A 16,520-nucleotide genomic window follows, 5' to 3' on the forward strand; every position below is an offset into this window, starting at 1 on the left:
ACCCTAAGCGCGTACCGATTGTACGACAAGTGAACCGTTTGTATGGCAAACGATATACGGACACTAATTACATGTTAACCACGGCGAAAACTGAAGCTTATTAGCTTAAGGGATCATAATGCAGAACGGCGCGATGAAGGCCTGGCTGGATTCCTCCTATTTGGCGGGTGCGAATCAGTCCTACATAGAGCAACTCTATGAAGATTTTTTAACCGATCCTGACTCGATCGAACATAGCTGGCGCTCGATCTTCCAGCAATTGCCTACGAGCGGGGTCAAACCGGATCAACTCCATTCCAAAACGCGCGACTATTTCCGCCGTCTGGCGAAAGACTCTTCGCGCTTTACCTCATCAGTCACCGATCCCGATATTGATGTCAAGCAGGTCAAGGTATTGCAGCTGATCAATGCGTTCCGCTTCCGTGGGCATCAGCAGGCCAATCTGGACCCGATTTTCCTGCGTCCTCAGGAGCCTGTTGCAGAACTGGATCTGGATTATCATAACCTGACTCAGGATGACCTACAGGAATCCTTCAATGTGGGGTCTTTTGCCATCGGCAAAGACACCATGAAGCTGGAAGATCTGTATGACGCGCTGAAACGCACCTACTGCGGTTCTATCGGTGCTGAATATATGCATATGACCAGCACGGAAGAGAAACGTTGGATCCAGCAACGTATTGAATCAGTAACCGGTCAACCGTCGTTTACGGTAGAAGAGAAGCGCCGTTTCCTGAAAGAGCTAACCGCAGCCGAAGGGCTTGAGCGGTATCTGGGTGCCAAGTATCCAGGCGCTAAGCGTTTCTCGCTGGAAGGCGCTGACGCACTGGTTCCTATGCTGAAAGAATTGATTCGCCATGCGGGTGCAAACGATACTCGCGAAGTCGTATTGGGGATGGCGCACCGTGGTCGCCTCAACGTGCTAATCAACGTATTGGGCAAAAAATCTCAGGATCTGTTTGACGAGTTCGCCGGTAAGCATAAAGAACACTTGGGTACCGGTGACGTGAAATATCACCAAGGCTTCTCTTCTGAATTTGATACTGCTGGCGGTCTGGTGCATTTGGCGTTGGCGTTCAACCCCTCGCATCTGGAGATCGTCAGCCCAGTAGTGACGGGATCGGTACGTGCGCGTCTCGATCGCCTGAATAGCCAAAGTGGCCCGCGTGTTTTACCTATCACCATTCACGGCGACGCGGCAATTAGCGGCCAGGGCGTGGTGCAGGAACTGTTGAATATGTCGACGGTGCGTGGCTACGAAGTCGGTGGCACGCTGCGTATTGTGATCAACAACCGTATCGGCTTCACCACCTCCAACCCGCTGGATATTCGCTCAACAGAATACTGTACGGATGTGGGTAAAATGGTGCAGGCACCTATTTTCCACGTTAACGCAGACGATCCGGAAGCGGTGGCGTTTGTTACACGTTTGGCGCTGGATTTCCGCAACGCCTTCAAACGCGATGTGTTCATCGATCTGATTTGTTACCGCCGTCACGGCCATAACGAAGCCGACGAGCCAAGTGCAACGCAGCCAATGATGTATCAGAAGATCAAAAAGCATCCGACACCACGTAAGGTGTATGCCGATCGTCTGGAACAGGAAAAAACGATCACACAGGAAGATGCCACCGAAATGGTCAATCTGTTCCGTGACGCGTTGGATGCCGGTGAGTGCGTAGTCGATGAATGGCGTGAGATGGATATGCAGTCCTTTACCTGGACGCCGTATCTCAATCATGAATGGGATGAGCCTTATCCGCACAGTACGGAAATGAAACGTTTACAAGAGCTTGCAAAACGTATCAGCGAAGTACCGGAAGGCATTGAGATCCATCCTCGTGTTGCCAAAGTTTATTCCGACCGTGCCGAAATGGCCGCTGGCAATAAACCGTTCGACTGGGGTGGCGCGGAAACGCTGGCCTACGCCACGTTGGTTGATGAAGGGATTCCGATTCGCCTGTCTGGTGAGGACAGCGGTCGCGGTACGTTCTTCCATCGCCATGCTGTCGTACATAACCAGAAAAATGGTTCCAGCTACACGCCGTTGAACCATGTACATAACGGGCAGGGCGAGTTCAATGTTTGGGACTCCGTACTATCCGAAGAAGCGATCCTCGCGTTTGAATACGGCTATGCGACCGCAGAACCGCGCACGCTGACTATCTGGGAAGCGCAGTTTGGTGACTTTGCCAACGGTGCGCAGGTGGTGATCGATCAGTTCATCAGCTCCGGTGAGCAGAAGTGGGGCCGGATGTGTGGTCTGGTCATGCTGTTGCCACATGGTTATGAAGGGCAGGGCCCAGAGCACTCGTCTGCCAGACTGGAGCGTTATCTGCAACTGTGCGCTGAGCAAAATATGCAGGTCTGTATTCCATCAACACCGGCACAGGTTTATCACATGCTTCGCCGTCAGGCCCTGCGTGGTATGCGCCGTCCGCTGGTGGTCATGTCGCCGAAATCCCTGCTGCGCCATCCGTTGGCGATCTCTTCACTGGACGAACTGGCGAATGGTTCCTTCCAACCAGCGATTGGTGAAGTAGAAGAATTAGATCCGGCAGCCGTGAAGCGTGTCGTGCTTTGTTCCGGTAAGGTCTACTATGATTTGCTGGAACAGCGCCGCAAGAACGAGCAAAAAGATGTCGCTATCGTCCGTATCGAACAGCTTTATCCGTTCCCGCATCAAGCTGTTCAAGCGGCACTGGAACCTTTTTCCCAAGTTCATGATTTCGTATGGTGTCAGGAAGAACCGCTGAATCAGGGAGCCTGGTATTGCAGTCAGCACCATCTCCGTGAAGTGATTCCGTTTGGATCTTCTTTACGTTACGCAGGACGCCCGGCGTCTGCATCACCCGCCGTTGGCTATATGTCCGTACACCAGAAACAACAGAAAGATCTGGTCGATGACGCGCTGAACGTTGATTAAATAAAAGGATAGATAATGAGTAGCGTAGATATTCTTGTACCCGACCTGCCTGAATCCGTCGCTGACGCCACTGTGGCTACCTGGCATAAAAAGCCCGGCGATAGCGTCCAGCGTGATGAAGTATTGGTTGAAATTGAAACTGACAAAGTAGTGCTGGAAGTTCCAGCCTCTGAAGCCGGCATTCTGGATGCCGTGCTGGAAGAAGAAGGCGCAACCGTCATGTCTCGCCAGCTTCTGGGCCGTATTCGCCGTGGCGATAGCTCCGGTAAAGAAACTGGCGAGAAATCTCAGAGTAAAGAATCGACACCGGCACAGCGTCATACGGCTGGTCTGGAAGAAGAGCACAGCGACGCGCTGAGCCCGGCTATCCGTCGCCTAATTGCCGAGCACAATCTCGACGCGTCTGCTATCAAAGGCAGCGGCGTAGGTGGCCGAATTACCCGTGAAGATGTGGATAAGCATTTGGCTGCCCAGAAGAAAGATTCTGCTAAAGCGGCTAAGCCCGAGGCTCCGGCGGCTTCTCCTGCACCTGCTCTGGGCGCGCGCAGCGAAAAACGCGTACCGATGACGCGTCTGCGTAAGCGCGTTGCAGAACGTCTGCTGGAAGCGAAAAACAGCACAGCAATGTTGACGACGTTTAACGAAATCAACATGCAGCCGATCATGGACCTGCGCAAGCAATACGGCGAAGCTTTTGAGAAGCGTCACGGTGTACGTTTGGGCTTCATGTCCTTCTACATCAAAGCCGTCGTTGAAGCGCTGAAGCGTTACCCTGAAGTGAATGCTTCCATTGATGGCGAAGACGTGGTTTACCACAACTATTTCGATGTCAGCATTGCGGTTTCTACCCCGCGTGGTCTGGTTACGCCAGTACTGCGTGATGTGGATGCGCTGGGCATGGCCGACATCGAGAAGCGTATCAAAGAGCTGGCTGTGAAAGGCCGTGACGGCAAACTGACGGTTGAAGAATTGTTGGGTGGTAACTTCACGATTACCAACGGCGGTGTCTTTGGTTCTCTGATGTCTACCCCGATCATCAACCCGCCGCAGAGTGCGATTCTGGGTATGCACGCCATTAAAGATCGCCCAATGGCGGTTGATGGCCAGGTGGTTATTCTGCCGATGATGTATCTGGCGCTTTCTTACGATCACCGCTTGGTTGATGGTCGAGAATCCGTTGGCTTCCTCGTGACGGTGAAAGAGATGTTGGAAGATCCAGCGCGTCTGCTGTTAGACGTTTAATTATCGTTGGATTCATCATGCTCGAAGGCGGACAACCCTGACGGTTCTCCGCCTGAAAAGATATACCCGTTATACTTCAAGCTGCATGTGCGTTGGCCTTCCTCGCTCACCCCAGTCACTTACTGGTGTAAGCTCCTGGGGATTCACTGTGTCGCCGCCTTCCTGCAACTCGAATTATTTAGGGTATAGATAAAATTATGTGCTATGCAGGCCGTTTTTTCTCAACGGCGTTATCCAAATATATCAGAGAGTTTATGGCGTTTTTCTCTACCGAAAGATTCGGTGATGAAAAATCGTCTGCCGACTTATCTCCAAACCTAAATGGATAGAACATCATGAATTTACACGAGTATCAGGCAAAACAACTCTTTGCTCGATATGGTTTACCGGCACCGACCGGCTATGCCTGTACTACACCGCGTGAAGCAGAAGAAGCCGCATCTAAGATTGGCTCGGGTCCGTGGGTCGTAAAATGTCAGGTTCACGCAGGCGGTCGCGGTAAAGCGGGCGGCGTTAAAGTGGTCAGCAACAAAGAAGACATTCGCGCTTTTGCTGAAAACTGGCTGGGTAAAAAGCTCGTTACTTATCAAACTGACGCACAGGGCCAACCGGTTCATCAGATTCTGGTTGAAGCGGCAACGGATATCGACAAAGAGCTTTATCTGGGCGCGGTTGTTGACCGTGGCACGCGTCGTGTCGTGTTCATGGCGTCCACTGAAGGTGGCGTAGAAATTGAAAAAGTTGCGGAAGAGACGCCGGAACTGATCCACAAAGCTGCTATCGATCCACTGGTAGGCCCACAGCCTTATCAGGGTCGCGAGCTGGCCTTCAAGCTGGGTCTGAGCGGCAAGCAAGTTGCCCAGTTCACCAAAATTTTCATGGGTCTGGCGACGCTGTTCCTTGAGCGCGATCTGGCGCTGGTAGAAATCAACCCGCTGGTTATCACTAAGCAGGGCGATCTGATCTGTCTGGATGGCAAACTGGGCGCGGACGGCAATGCACTATTTCGTCAGCCTGAGCTGCGTGAAATGCGTGACCCAAGCCAGGAAGATTCCCGTGAAGCGCATGCGGCACAGTGGGAACTAAACTATGTTGCGCTGGATGGTAACATCGGCTGTATGGTGAACGGCGCGGGTCTTGCGATGGGTACCATGGACATCGTGAAACTGCACGGCGGTTCTCCTGCTAACTTCCTCGATGTTGGTGGTGGCGCGACGAAAGAACGTGTAACTGAAGCATTCAAAATTATCCTGTCTGACGACAAGGTAAAAGCCGTCTTTGTTAACATCTTTGGTGGCATCGTACGTTGCGATTTGATCGCTGACGGTATCATCGGCGCGGTAGCCGAAGTGGGCGTTAGCGTACCGGTTGTGGTACGTCTTGAAGGAAACAATGCAGAACTTGGAGCCAAGAAACTGGCGGATAGCGGCCTGAATATTATTGCCGCCACCAGCCTGACGGGTGCGGCTCAGCAGGTTGTTGCAGCAGCGGGAGATAAATAATGTCCATTCTGATTAATAAAAATACCAAAGTTATCTGTCAGGGTTTTACCGGTAGTCAGGGGACATTCCACTCTGAGCAAGCACTTGCTTACGGTACGCAAATGGTCGGTGGTGTGACGCCAGGTAAAGGCGGCACGGAACATCTGGGTCTGCCTGTATTTAATACGGTGCGTGAGGCGGTAGAAGCGACGGGCGCAACGGCATCCGTTATCTACGTTCCTGCACCGTTCTGTAAAGACTCCATTCTGGAAGCGATTGACGCAGGTATCGAACTGATTATCTGTATCACCGAAGGTATTCCGACGCTGGATATGCTGACGGTGAAAGTGAAACTCGATCAGAGCGGCGTGCGCATGATCGGCCCGAACTGCCCAGGGGTGATCACGCCGGGCGAATGTAAGATAGGCATCATGCCGGGCCATATTCACCTGCCGGGTAAAGTCGGTATCGTTTCTCGTTCAGGTACACTGACGTATGAAGCCGTGAAGCAAACGACCGATGCTGGGCTGGGTCAGTCCAGCTGTGTCGGTATCGGTGGCGACCCGATCCCAGGCTCCAACTTCATCGATATTCTGAAGCTGTTTGAACAGGATCCACAGACAGAAGCCATCGTCATGATTGGTGAAATCGGTGGTACGGCAGAAGAAGAAGCGGCGGAGTACATTAAAGAGCACGTAACTAAACCTGTCGTTGGCTACATCGCGGGTGTTACGGCACCGAAAGGCAAGCGTATGGGCCATGCTGGCGCCATCATTGCCGGTGGTAAAGGTACTGCCGATGATAAATTCGCAGCGTTAGAAGCGGCGGGTGTTAAAACCGTTCGCAGCCTTGCGGATATCGGCGATGCAGTAAAAGCGATATTAGCACGTTAATCGATTATTCGATTAAACTCGCTAGCCACCTTCGGGTGGCTTTTTTTATGCAAAAAATGATTACATTCAAGAGGATAAAATATGAGAAAATATCGTTAATATCCAGAACAACCCAGAAAAAATAAATAAACGGAAGAATAAGTAATAAAATTAGAAAAATCATACAGAAAACAGAATAAAGAAAATGCGTTTTATTGTATGTAAATAATCGATAGCGGAAAGTAAAATATATATTGCTGAATTAATGTGAATTAAACCTAAAATTCACATCACATTAACAATGGGTGTAATAAAGAAATTAATGCAACGCGCCAATCACGAGAAAAGCGTTAAATTGTTTTAGATCAAAAAATGCATCTGGATATAATTTACGAAATAGGCTTAAATTGCGCGAGGTCAATTATCGTCTTTCGCGCCGTTTGATGGGAAAGTTGATTTGAAGCCAAAAACCTAGTCTAGGTCACGTAAAAACCTATTTATTGTAGGGGATTACAGGCGTAATATACGGCTACCTCCTTACGGGGTACGTTATTTGTAATACTTGTGATTTATCTTGAGCTTGCTGTCGGGGCGTCGCGATGTGACTGCCTCGGTGAACGGTATTTTTAGCGTTTGTTACAGCCTGCGTTAAAGCAATTTTTGTTGTGTTCTTTTTGGGTGTCATGGCCGGATGTTTGGCGGCTTGCCAGCGTTTGCAAGCTAATCCCTTCCTGCGAGGAGCAAGGAGTCAAAATGTTTGATGTAGTCGAACTGTCTCGTTTACAGTTTGCCTTAACCGCAATGTACCATTTTCTATTCGTACCATTAACGCTGGGGATGGCGTTTTTGCTGGCGATTATGGAAACGGTATATGTGCTGTCCGGCAAACAAATCTATAAAGATATGACCAAATTCTGGGGCAAGTTATTTGCAATTAACTTCGCTCTGGGGGTCGCTACCGGATTGACCATGGAGTTTCAATTCGGGACCAACTGGTCATATTTCTCTCACTACGTCGGGGATATCTTCGGTGCGCCGCTGGCTATTGAAGGCTTGATGGCATTCTTCCTGGAATCGACCTTTGTTGGCTTGTTCTTCTTCGGTTGGGACCGTTTAGGAAAAGTGCAACATATGGCCGTGACCTGGCTGGTCGCACTGGGCTCTAACTTCTCTGCACTGTGGATTCTCGTCGCCAATGGCTGGATGCAAAACCCCATCGCATCGGATTTCAATTTCGAAACCATGCGTATGGAAATGGTGAGCTTCGCCGATCTGGTGCTGAACCCGGTCGCTCAGGTGAAATTCGTTCACACGGTGGCAGCAGGTTACTGTACTGGCGCAATGTTCATTCTGGGCATCAGTTCCTACTATCTGCTGAAAGGCCGCGATATTGCGTTTGCCAAGCGTTCATTTGCTATCGCAGCAAGCTTCGGTCTGGCTTCTGTTCTGTCTGTTATCGTACTGGGTGATGAATCTGGCTATGAAATGGGTGACGTGCAGAAAACCAAACTAGCAGCGATTGAAGCCGAATGGGAAACACAACCTGCTCCAGCATCCTTTACGCTGATCGGCATCCCGAACCAGGATACGATGGAAAATAACTATGCCATCAAGATTCCTTATGCTCTGGGGTTAATTGCCACCCGTTCTACTGACAAAGAAGTCACAGGCCTGAAAGAGCTGATGGTGATGCATGAAGTGCGCATTCGCAATGGCATGAAGGCTTACCAGTTGTTGGAAGAATTACGCGCGGGTAATACCGACCCTGCAATAAAAGAAGCGTTCGAGCAGTCTAAGCAAGATTTAGGCTATGGTATGTTGCTGAAACGCTATGCGCCGAAAGTCTCTGATGCGACAGAAACGCAGATTAAGCAGGCGGTTAAAGATTCTATCCCACGCGTTGCGCCGCTGTACTTCTCCTTCCGTATCATGGTTGGCTGCGGCATTCTGATGCTGTTGATCATCGGCCTGTCTTTCTGGACCGTACTGCGTGGCAAAATTGGTCAGAAACGCTGGCTGCACCGTATCGCACTATATGGTATCCCGCTACCGTGGATTGCTATCGAAGCTGGCTGGTTTGTGGCTGAATATGGCCGTCAACCTTGGGCCATCGGTGAAATTCTGCCAACGGCTGTCGCGACGTCATCACTGACAGTAGGGGATATTCTGTTCTCAATGGCGCTGATCTGTGGTCTGTATACGCTCTTCTTGGTCGCAGAAATGTATCTGATGTTCAAATATGCACGTTTGGGGCCAAGCAGCCTGAGAACGGGGCGTTACCATTTTGAACAACCTATAGCGGCTGCGCAGGAAGCACGGTAAACAGGGGTCCACTATGTTTGAATATGAAGTCTTACGTTTTATCTGGTGGCTGTTGATCGGTATTTTACTGATTGGCTTCGCTATCACTGATGGTTTTGACATGGGTGTGGGCATTCTGGTCCGTCTGATGGGGCGTGGAGATACCGAGCGTCGTGTCATGATTAACAGCATTGCTCCACACTGGGACGGTAACCAGGTAGGGTTGATCACTGCGGGCGGTGCGCTGTTTGCTGCCTGGCCAATGGTTTACGCTGCCGCGTTCTCCGGTTTCTACATTGCCATGATTCTGGTGCTGGCCTCACTGTTCTTCCGTCCTGTCGGCTTCGATTACCGTTCAAAAATCGAAGATCCACGCTGGCGGGGAATGTGGGACTGGGGCATCTTCATTGGTAGCTTTGTCCCGCCGGTTGTCATTGGTGTGGCGTTTGGCAACTTGTTGCAGGGCGTACCGTTCCATGTCGATGAATATCTGCGCCTTTACTACACCGGAAACTTCTTCCAACTGCTGAATCCGTTTGGCTTGCTGGCTGGTGTGGTGAGTCTGACAATGATTCTTACTCAGGGTGCAACCTACCTGATGATGCGTACCACGGGCGACCTGCATGTACGTTCCAAATCTGCTGCGCAGATTTCCGCATTAGCAATGATGGTGGCGTTTGCTCTGGCTGGCGTATGGGTGATTTACGGTATTGATGGTTATGTGGTGACGTCTGCGATAAACACTGCCGCTGAGTCTAATCCACTGCGTAAAGAAGTTGTTCAGCAGGCGGGTGCCTGGCTGGTTAACTTCAATAACCATCCGATATTGTGGGCTATCCCTGTGCTGGGTGTGGTGTTGCCGGTGTTGACGACTCTTATGGCGCGCGTAGAGAAAGGGGCATGGGCATTCTTGTTCTCTTCTCTGACTATCGCTTGTGTGATTCTGACGGCTGGGATCGCCATGTTCCCGTTCATCATGCCGTCAGTCACGGTGCCTAACGTCAGCTTGACGGTATGGGATGCGACATCGAGCCTGCTGACGCTGAAAGTGATGACAGTGGTTGCGATTATTTTCGTTCCTATCGTGCTTTCTTATACTGCATGGTGCTACTACAAGATGTTCGGTCGCATTACCAAAGAGCAGGTTGAGCAAAACACTCACTCTATGTACTAAGTAAGGAGCTTAATTTATGTGGTATTTTGCCTGGATACTCGGAACGCTTCTTGCTTGCTCACTAGGGATCATCACTGCCCTGGCTATTGAGCAGAGTGAGGCAAGCAAAGCGGCTGAAGAAGATAAGCAATGAGTGATCTGGTCGATAAACTCTATCGCCTGATGGACAAGAGCCCGATAAGGGCTCTTTCCCTCATCATGGCGTTGCTGTTGGCTGGCTGTGTGTTCTGGGATCCGACGCGTTTTGCTGCGCGTACCAGCGAACTTGCTGTTTGGCAGGGGCTGATGTTGATTTGGGCTGTTTGCGCTGGCGTTGTTCATGGCGTTGGCTTTCGTCCACACCGTCTGCTTTGGCGCGCGTTTTTCGCACCACTTCCCGCCTTTGTGATCCTGTGCGCAGGATTGTACTATTTCTTCGGCTAAAATAGCCCCCTATTCCATTTAGTTATGGGTTGCTTGCAGCCCATAATTATTTTCTCTCCGCTGTCACAATCCATTCCAAACCTCATTTCTCTTGCGTATAGTAGCGAGGTTTAATGCATTACTGGGATGTAGAGTGAGTAATTCGTTGTTTCGCTGGCCAGTTCGAGTCTACTTTGAAGACACTGATGCTGGTGGTGTTGTCTACCATGCACGCTATGTTGCCTTTTATGAAAGGGCAAGGACTGAGGCGTTGCGTGAGCGCGACTTTCACCAGCAGGTCTTGCTAAGTGAGCATGTCGCGTTTGCTGTTCGTCGGATGAAGGTGGAGTATCTTGCCCCTGCGCGCCTCGACGACATGCTGGAAGTGCAGAGCGAGGTTATCTCGCTTCGTGGTGCTTCTCTGACTTTCGCACAGCGTATTCTCAATACTCATGGCACCCTGATAAGCCATGCTGAAGTTTTGATCGCATGCATCGATCCACATCAAATGAAGCCTATTGCGCTTCCTAAGTCTATTGTCGCGGAGTTCAAGCAGTGACTGACATGAACGTTTTTGATTTGTTCCTGAAGGCAAGCCTTCTGGTTAAACTAATCATGCTGATTTTAATCTGTTTTTCTATCGCTTCTTGGGCGATCATTATTCAGCGTACCCGAATTTTAAATGCGGCAACGCGTGACGCCGAGGCCTTCGAGGACAAATTTTGGTCGGGCATCGAACTGTCGCGTCTCTATCAGGAAAGCCAGACTCGTCGCGATAGCCTGACGGGCACTGAACAAATCTTCCATTCAGGTTTCAAAGAATTTGCGCGGTTGCATCGTGTTAACAGCCATGTGCCGGAAGCGGTTGTAGAAGGTGCATCCCGTGCGATGCGCATTTCAATGAATCGTGAATTGGAAACGTTGGAAACACACATTCCTTTTTTGGGCACCGTGGGTTCTATCAGTCCGTATATCGGCCTGTTCGGTACCGTTTGGGGGATTATGCACGCCTTCATCGCGCTGGGCGCGGTGAAACAGGCAACCTTACAAATGGTTGCTCCTGGTATTGCCGAAGCTTTGATTGCTACGGCAATCGGCCTGTTTGCAGCGATTCCAGCGGTCATGGCGTATAACCGCCTTAGCCAGCGTGTTGGCAAACTGGAGCAGAACTACGACAACTTTACGGAAGAGTTCATCGCTATCCTGCACCGTCAGGCATTCTCCATCGACAACAGCAAGTAATCAGGGGGGATCATGGCACGAGTACGCAGAGGTCGTCGTGAGCTGAAATCCGAGATCAACATTGTTCCGCTACTGGACGTGCTGTTGGTGCTGTTGCTGATTTTTATGGCAACAGCGCCGATTATCACACAGAGCGTCGAGGTGGATCTGCCTGATGCAACGGACTCAAAGACGGTCTCCAGCAACGACAATCCACCTGTGATCGTAGAGGTTTCAGGCGTAGGACAATACAGCCTGGTTGTTGAGCAAAACCGTATGGAACAGCTTCCGGCAGAGCAGGTGGTTGCCGAAGCGCAATCACGGCTGGCAACCAACCCCAAGACGGTCTTTTTGATTGGTGGCGCTAAGGATGTTCCTTATGATGAGATCATTAAAGCGTTGAATTTGTTACATCAAGCTGGCGTAAAGTCCGTTGGTTTGATGACGCAACCGATTTAAATGAGCGCATCACGGTAATGATCGTTAAGCCTATTTCTGGCAACACTGTTTTTGGGAATCGCTTGTGTTAAAGGCAAACGAACAAAACGATAAGCTGAAACGCGCCGTTATTATCTCGGCTGTTTTGCACATCATACTGATTGCTTTGCTGCTCTGGAGTTCGTCGACGCAAACGATGGATGCCAGCGGGGGCGGCGGGGGCTCGTCAATTGATGCTGTGATGGTCGATCCGAGCGCTGTGGTGGAGCAGTATAACCGCCAACAACAGCAACAGACGGATGCCAAACGTTCTGAACAGCTGCGCCAAAAGCAGTCTGAACGGCAGGCTGAAGAGCTCCAGCAGAAGCAAGCAGCTGAGCAACAACGTCTGAAAGAGCTGGAAAAAGAACGCCTGCAAGCGCAAGAAGAGTCAAAAAAACAGGCTCAGGAACAGGCTGAACAGCGTAAACAGTCTGAAGCAGCGGCTCAGCAGGCAAAAGAACAGCAGAAGCAAGCCGAAGCTGCCGCAGCAAAAGCGAAGGCTGAAGCTGAACAGCAGACGAAAGCGGCAGCGGACGCCAGAAAGAAAGCGGAAGACGAAGCGAAGAAACAAGCTGTTGCCGCTGCTGCTGCTAAGAAGCAGGCGGAAGAAGAGGCCAAAGAAAAAGCCGCTGAAGCCGCCAAGCAGAAGGCTGCAGAAACCGCTAAAGCGGAAGCAGCAAAGGCCGCCGCAGAGGCAGCAAAAGAGGCTGAACAAGCTAAGCAAAAAGCAGCGGCTGAGGCAGCTAAACAAAAATCTGACGCTGAAGCCACGAAGAAAGCAGAAGCAGCCGCAGCGGCTAAGAAAACCGCTGATGATAAAAAGAAAGCGGCAGCAGAGGCCGCTAAGCAGGAAAACGCTGTCGATGACTTGCTGGGTGGATTGGCTTCATCGAAAAATGCGCCGAAGTCCGGCGGTGGGGCACCTGCGGGCACAGGTAACAATAAGAAAAGCGGTGCATCAGGTGCGGCGCTTGATAGTTATGGTGGTCAGGTTCGCTCAGCTATTCAGAGCAAATTTTATGACTGGCAGCTCTACAAAGGGCGCACTTGTACATTACGGATTAAGCTGGCACCAGATGGTCTGCTGATTGATGTCACGGCTGAAGGCGGCGATCCAGCGTTATGCCAGGCAGCTATTGCCGCTGCTAAACAGGCCAAAATACCGAAGCCACCGAGTACGGATGTTTATGAGGCTTTCAAAAATGCACCAATAGACTTTAAACCGCAGTAACCGGGCTGTTTACCCAATAGATTTAAGATTATTACGATGGTAAATAAACCAGATTATGTTGTTTTGTTGACATTGGTTTGTTTTTGTTAAAATTCTGCTAATTTATCGTAGACTTTGCGTCTAGATAAGGGAGATGAGATGAAGCAAGTACTGAAAGTTGCAGTAAGCTTTTTAATGCTGTGGGCGGCTGTGCTGCACGCAGAAGTACGTATAGAGATTACCCAAGGGGTAGACTCTGCACGCCCTATTGGTGTGGTTCCGTTTAAATGGGCTGGGCCGGGCGCTGCGCCTGAAGACGTAGGCGCCATCGTGGGTGCTGATTTGCGTAACAGCGGTAAATTCAACCCGATCGACGCAAACCGTATGCCACAGCAGCCTGCGACGGCATCTGAAGTGACCCCTGCTGCATGGACGGCGTTGGGCATTGATGCGGTTGTTGTTGGTCAGGTTCAACCGAGTGCCGATGGCAGCTATCTGGTCTCTTATCAGCTCGTTGATACGTCGGGTAACCCAGGGAACGTACTGGCTCAGAACCAATTCAAAGTGACCAAGCAGTGGTTGCGCTATGCTGCGCACACGGCCAGTGATGAAGTGTTTGAAAAACTGAGTGGTATTAAAGGTGCGTTCCGTACTCGTATCGCATACGTCGTGCAGACCAACGGTGGCCAGTTCCCTTACGAACTGCGTGTTGCGGACTATGACGGCTACAACCAGTTTGTCGTTCACCGTTCACCACAGCCGCTGATGTCTCCGGCCTGGTCCGCAGACGGCAGCAAACTCGCCTATGTGACATTTGAAAGTGGCCGCTCTGCGCTGGTTATCCAAACGCTGGCAAATGGCGCGATCCGTCAAGTTGCGTCTTTCCCACGTCACAACGGTGCACCTTCTTTCTCTCCTGATGGCAGCAAACTGGCGTTTGCTCTGTCTAAAAGCGGTAGCCTGAATCTGTATGTGATGAATTTGGGATCGGGGCAAATCAGCCCGGTGACTGATGGCCGCAGCAATAACACGGAACCAACCTGGTTCCCAGACAGCCAGACCTTGGCCTATACTTCAGACCAAGCTGGTCGTCCTCAAGTTTACAAAGTTAATGCTAACGGCGGTGCTCCACAGCGTGTGACCTGGGAAGGTTCTCAGAACCAGGACTCAGATGTGAGTGCCGACGGGAAATTTTTGGTAACGGTGAGTTCTAATGGTGGGGCTCAGCATATTTCCAAACTGGATCTGGTAACGGGTGCCGTACAAGTATTAACGGACACGTTCCTGGACGAAACGCCAAGTATCGCACCGAATGGCACGATGGTGATCTACAGCTCCAAACAAGGGCTGGGTTCAGTGCTACAGTTGGTTTCGACAGATGGGCGTTTCAAAGCGCGTCTTCCGGCTACTGATGGACAGGTTAAATTCCCTGCCTGGTCGCCGTATCTATAAGTACAGATATGTACAATAAACTCGTCAAAGGACATAAGAAATGCAATTCAATAAAGTGCTGAAAGGCCTGATGTTGGCTCTGCCGGTACTGGCAGTGGCCGCTTGTAGCTCCAACAAGAACGCGGACAATGACCAATCATCCATGGGTGCTGGCAACAACGGCATGATGGACGGCGGCAACGCGTCTTCTTCTGAGCAAGCTCGTTTGCAGATGCAAGAATTACAGCGCAACAACATCGTTTACTTCGGTCTGGACAAGTATGATGTTAGCTCTGAATTCGCTCAGATGCTGGACGCGCACGCTGCATTCCTGCGTAGCAACCCGTCTTACAAAGTGACTATCGAAGGTCACGCGGACGAACGCGGTACGCCAGAATACAACATCGCTCTGGGTGAACGTCGTGCCAACGCGGTACAAATGTACCTGCAGGGTAAAGGCGTTTCTTCCGATCAGATCTCTATCGTTTCTTACGGTAAAGAGAAACCAGCCGTTCTCGGTCATGACGAAGCGGCTTATGCCAAAAACCGTCGTGCCGTTCTGGTATATTAAGAGAATCGCATGAGCAGTAACTTCAGACGTCACCTGTTGGGTCTGTCGTTACTGGTTGGCGTAGCGGTCCCTTGGGCCGCTACTGCCCAAGCGCCAATCAGTAATGTCGGCTCAGGCTCGGTCGAAGACCGTGTCACTCAATTGGAGCGTATTTCTAACGCTCACAGTCAGCTTTTAACCCAACTCCAACAGCAGCTCTCTGATAATCAGCGTGACATTGACAGTCTCCGTGGACAGATTCAGGAAAGTCAGTATCAGTTGAATCAGGTTGTTGAACGGCAGAAACAGATCTATCAGCAGATTGATGGAATAAGTTCGCAATCATCTTCTACACCGACGACAGATGGCACACCTGCCGCTGCTGCGGGTACTGATACCGGTGCTGCCAATACGGCGGCACCGGCCAGTACGGGTGATGCGAATAGTGATTACAATGCCGCAGCCGCGCTTGTGCTGGAGAAAAAACAGTACGATCAGGCTATCAGCGCATTTCAGGCATTTGTCAAGAAATATCCGGATTCAACCTATCAACCGAATGCCAACTATTGGCTTGGTCAGTTGAATTACAACAAGGGGAAAAAGGACGATGCTGCGTACTATTTCGCCAATGTTGTTAAAAACTATCCCAAGTCACCAAAAAGTTCCGAAGCCTTGCTGAAGGTTGGGGTGATCATGCAGGAAAAAGGTCAAGCTGATAAAGCCAAAGCCGTTTACCAGCAAGTTGTAAAAATGTACCCCAATACGGAAAGTGCAAAGCAGGCGCAAAAGCGTTTAGCGGGATCGTAATACCGTATTAATTGGCACAAAAATTGCGCATCATGAGCGGTTTTTGTGCCTAAACGTCTTAAGAGTAAGCAATCAAACAGTTTTTTAAGAAAATAGGTTGCGCTGAAAATTTAAATCAGTAATATGTGCCGCCGTTGCCAAGGCAAACAGCAAAACGCTAAAGCAGCATGAAATTGGGTCGTTAGCTCAGTCGGTAGAGCAGTTGACTTTTAATCAATTGGTCGCAGGTTCGAATCCTGCACGACCCACCAATTTCAAGTTTGATAATTGATTTTGAATCGTGAAGGATGAGAACCGAAAGGTTCGACAAAATCTGCAGTATCGATTTTGAACAACGCGAAAGCGTTGGCCCGAAGGGCGAGTCCGTAGGAAGAGTAATCCTGCACGACCCACCAATTTCAAATGTAGTTGTAGTATCAGTAA

The 16,520-nt window shown here is 50.4% G+C and carries 15 protein-coding genes, 1 tRNA gene and 1 other RNA gene; all 17 read left to right on the forward strand.

Going from position 1 to position 16,520, the window contains the following annotated elements:
* Window positions 1–118 precede the first annotated feature (118 nt).
* The 17 genes from sucA (at window position 119) to DCX48_20550 (ending at window position 16,492) form a co-directional block, all read left to right on the forward strand.
* The gene (gene sucA, locus DCX48_20470; protein QXE16679.1) at window positions 119–2,926 is read left to right on the forward strand and encodes a 2-oxoglutarate dehydrogenase E1 component; all 2,808 of its coding nucleotides are present in this window, start codon (window positions 119–121) and stop codon (window positions 2,924–2,926) included.
* A gap of 15 nt (window positions 2,927–2,941) precedes the next feature.
* Entirely contained in the window at window positions 2,942–4,168 is a 1,227-nt protein-coding gene (odhB, locus tag DCX48_20475; GenBank protein QXE16680.1) for a 2-oxoglutarate dehydrogenase complex dihydrolipoyllysine-residue succinyltransferase, read from the forward strand.
* A gap of 335 nt (window positions 4,169–4,503) precedes the next feature.
* Window positions 4,504–5,670, forward strand: coding sequence for an ADP-forming succinate--CoA ligase subunit beta (locus tag DCX48_20480; GenBank protein ID QXE16681.1), 1,167 nt, complete (start codon window positions 4,504–4,506; stop codon window positions 5,668–5,670).
* The gene (sucD, locus tag DCX48_20485) at window positions 5,670–6,542 is read left to right on the forward strand and encodes a succinate--CoA ligase subunit alpha (protein ID QXE16682.1); all 873 of its coding nucleotides are present in this window, start codon (window positions 5,670–5,672) and stop codon (window positions 6,540–6,542) included. The genes DCX48_20480 and sucD overlap by 1 nt, the downstream gene beginning before the upstream one ends.
* A 732-nt stretch (window positions 6,543–7,274) precedes the next feature.
* A complete protein-coding gene (gene cydA / locus DCX48_20490) occupies window positions 7,275–8,843 on the forward strand; it encodes a cytochrome bd-I ubiquinol oxidase subunit CydA (GenBank protein QXE16683.1) in 1,569 nt (522 codons plus the stop codon).
* A 13-nt stretch (window positions 8,844–8,856) separates the two neighbouring features.
* Window positions 8,857–9,996 (forward strand): cytochrome d ubiquinol oxidase subunit II, encoded by a 1,140-nt coding sequence (locus DCX48_20495; protein ID QXE16684.1) that lies wholly within the window; start codon window positions 8,857–8,859, stop codon window positions 9,994–9,996.
* Between the two features lie 16 nt (window positions 9,997–10,012).
* Window positions 10,013–10,129 (forward strand): cytochrome bd-I oxidase subunit CydX, encoded by a 117-nt coding sequence (gene cydX, locus DCX48_20500; protein QXE16685.1) that lies wholly within the window; start codon window positions 10,013–10,015, stop codon window positions 10,127–10,129.
* The gene (gene ybgE, locus DCX48_20505; GenBank protein QXE16686.1) at window positions 10,126–10,419 is read left to right on the forward strand and encodes a cyd operon protein YbgE; all 294 of its coding nucleotides are present in this window, start codon (window positions 10,126–10,128) and stop codon (window positions 10,417–10,419) included. The genes cydX and ybgE overlap by 4 nt, the downstream gene beginning before the upstream one ends.
* A gap of 133 nt (window positions 10,420–10,552) precedes the next feature.
* Window positions 10,553–10,957 carry an acyl-CoA thioesterase YbgC gene (gene ybgC / locus DCX48_20510; GenBank protein ID QXE16687.1) on the forward strand — a complete coding sequence of 135 codons (405 nt, stop codon included), beginning with the start codon at window positions 10,553–10,555 and terminating at the stop codon, window positions 10,955–10,957.
* The gene (gene tolQ / locus DCX48_20515) at window positions 10,954–11,640 is read left to right on the forward strand and encodes a Tol-Pal system protein TolQ (GenBank protein ID QXE16688.1); all 687 of its coding nucleotides are present in this window, start codon (window positions 10,954–10,956) and stop codon (window positions 11,638–11,640) included. Before ybgC ends, tolQ begins: the two co-directional genes overlap by 4 nt.
* 12 nt (window positions 11,641–11,652) lie before the next feature.
* The gene (gene tolR / locus DCX48_20520) at window positions 11,653–12,078 is read left to right on the forward strand and encodes a colicin uptake protein TolR (protein ID QXE16689.1); all 426 of its coding nucleotides are present in this window, start codon (window positions 11,653–11,655) and stop codon (window positions 12,076–12,078) included.
* A gap of 64 nt (window positions 12,079–12,142) precedes the next feature.
* Window positions 12,143–13,330, forward strand: coding sequence for a cell envelope integrity protein TolA (gene tolA, locus DCX48_20525; protein QXE16690.1), 1,188 nt, complete (start codon window positions 12,143–12,145; stop codon window positions 13,328–13,330).
* 138 nt (window positions 13,331–13,468) lie between these two features.
* A complete protein-coding gene (tolB, locus tag DCX48_20530) occupies window positions 13,469–14,761 on the forward strand; it encodes a Tol-Pal system protein TolB (GenBank protein QXE16691.1) in 1,293 nt (430 codons plus the stop codon).
* Between the two features lie 40 nt (window positions 14,762–14,801).
* Window positions 14,802–15,311, forward strand: a complete 510-nt coding sequence (locus tag DCX48_20535) for a peptidoglycan-associated lipoprotein Pal (GenBank protein ID QXE16692.1) — start codon at window positions 14,802–14,804, stop codon at window positions 15,309–15,311.
* Window positions 15,312–15,320: 9 nt separating this feature from the next.
* Window positions 15,321–16,097: a cell division protein CpoB gene (gene cpoB, locus DCX48_20540; protein ID QXE16693.1), complete on the forward strand. Its 777-nt coding sequence runs from the start codon at window positions 15,321–15,323 to the stop codon at window positions 16,095–16,097.
* 175 nt (window positions 16,098–16,272) lie between these two features.
* Window positions 16,273–16,348, forward strand: a tRNA-Lys gene (locus DCX48_20545).
* Between the two features lie 15 nt (window positions 16,349–16,363).
* Window positions 16,364–16,492, forward strand: a non-coding RNA gene (locus tag DCX48_20550) — RtT sRNA.
* The last annotated feature ends 28 nt before the right edge of the window (window positions 16,493–16,520 follow it).

Source organism: Pectobacterium atrosepticum (assembly GCA_019056595.1).
Lineage (GTDB): Bacteria > Pseudomonadota > Gammaproteobacteria > Enterobacterales > Enterobacteriaceae > Pectobacterium > Pectobacterium atrosepticum.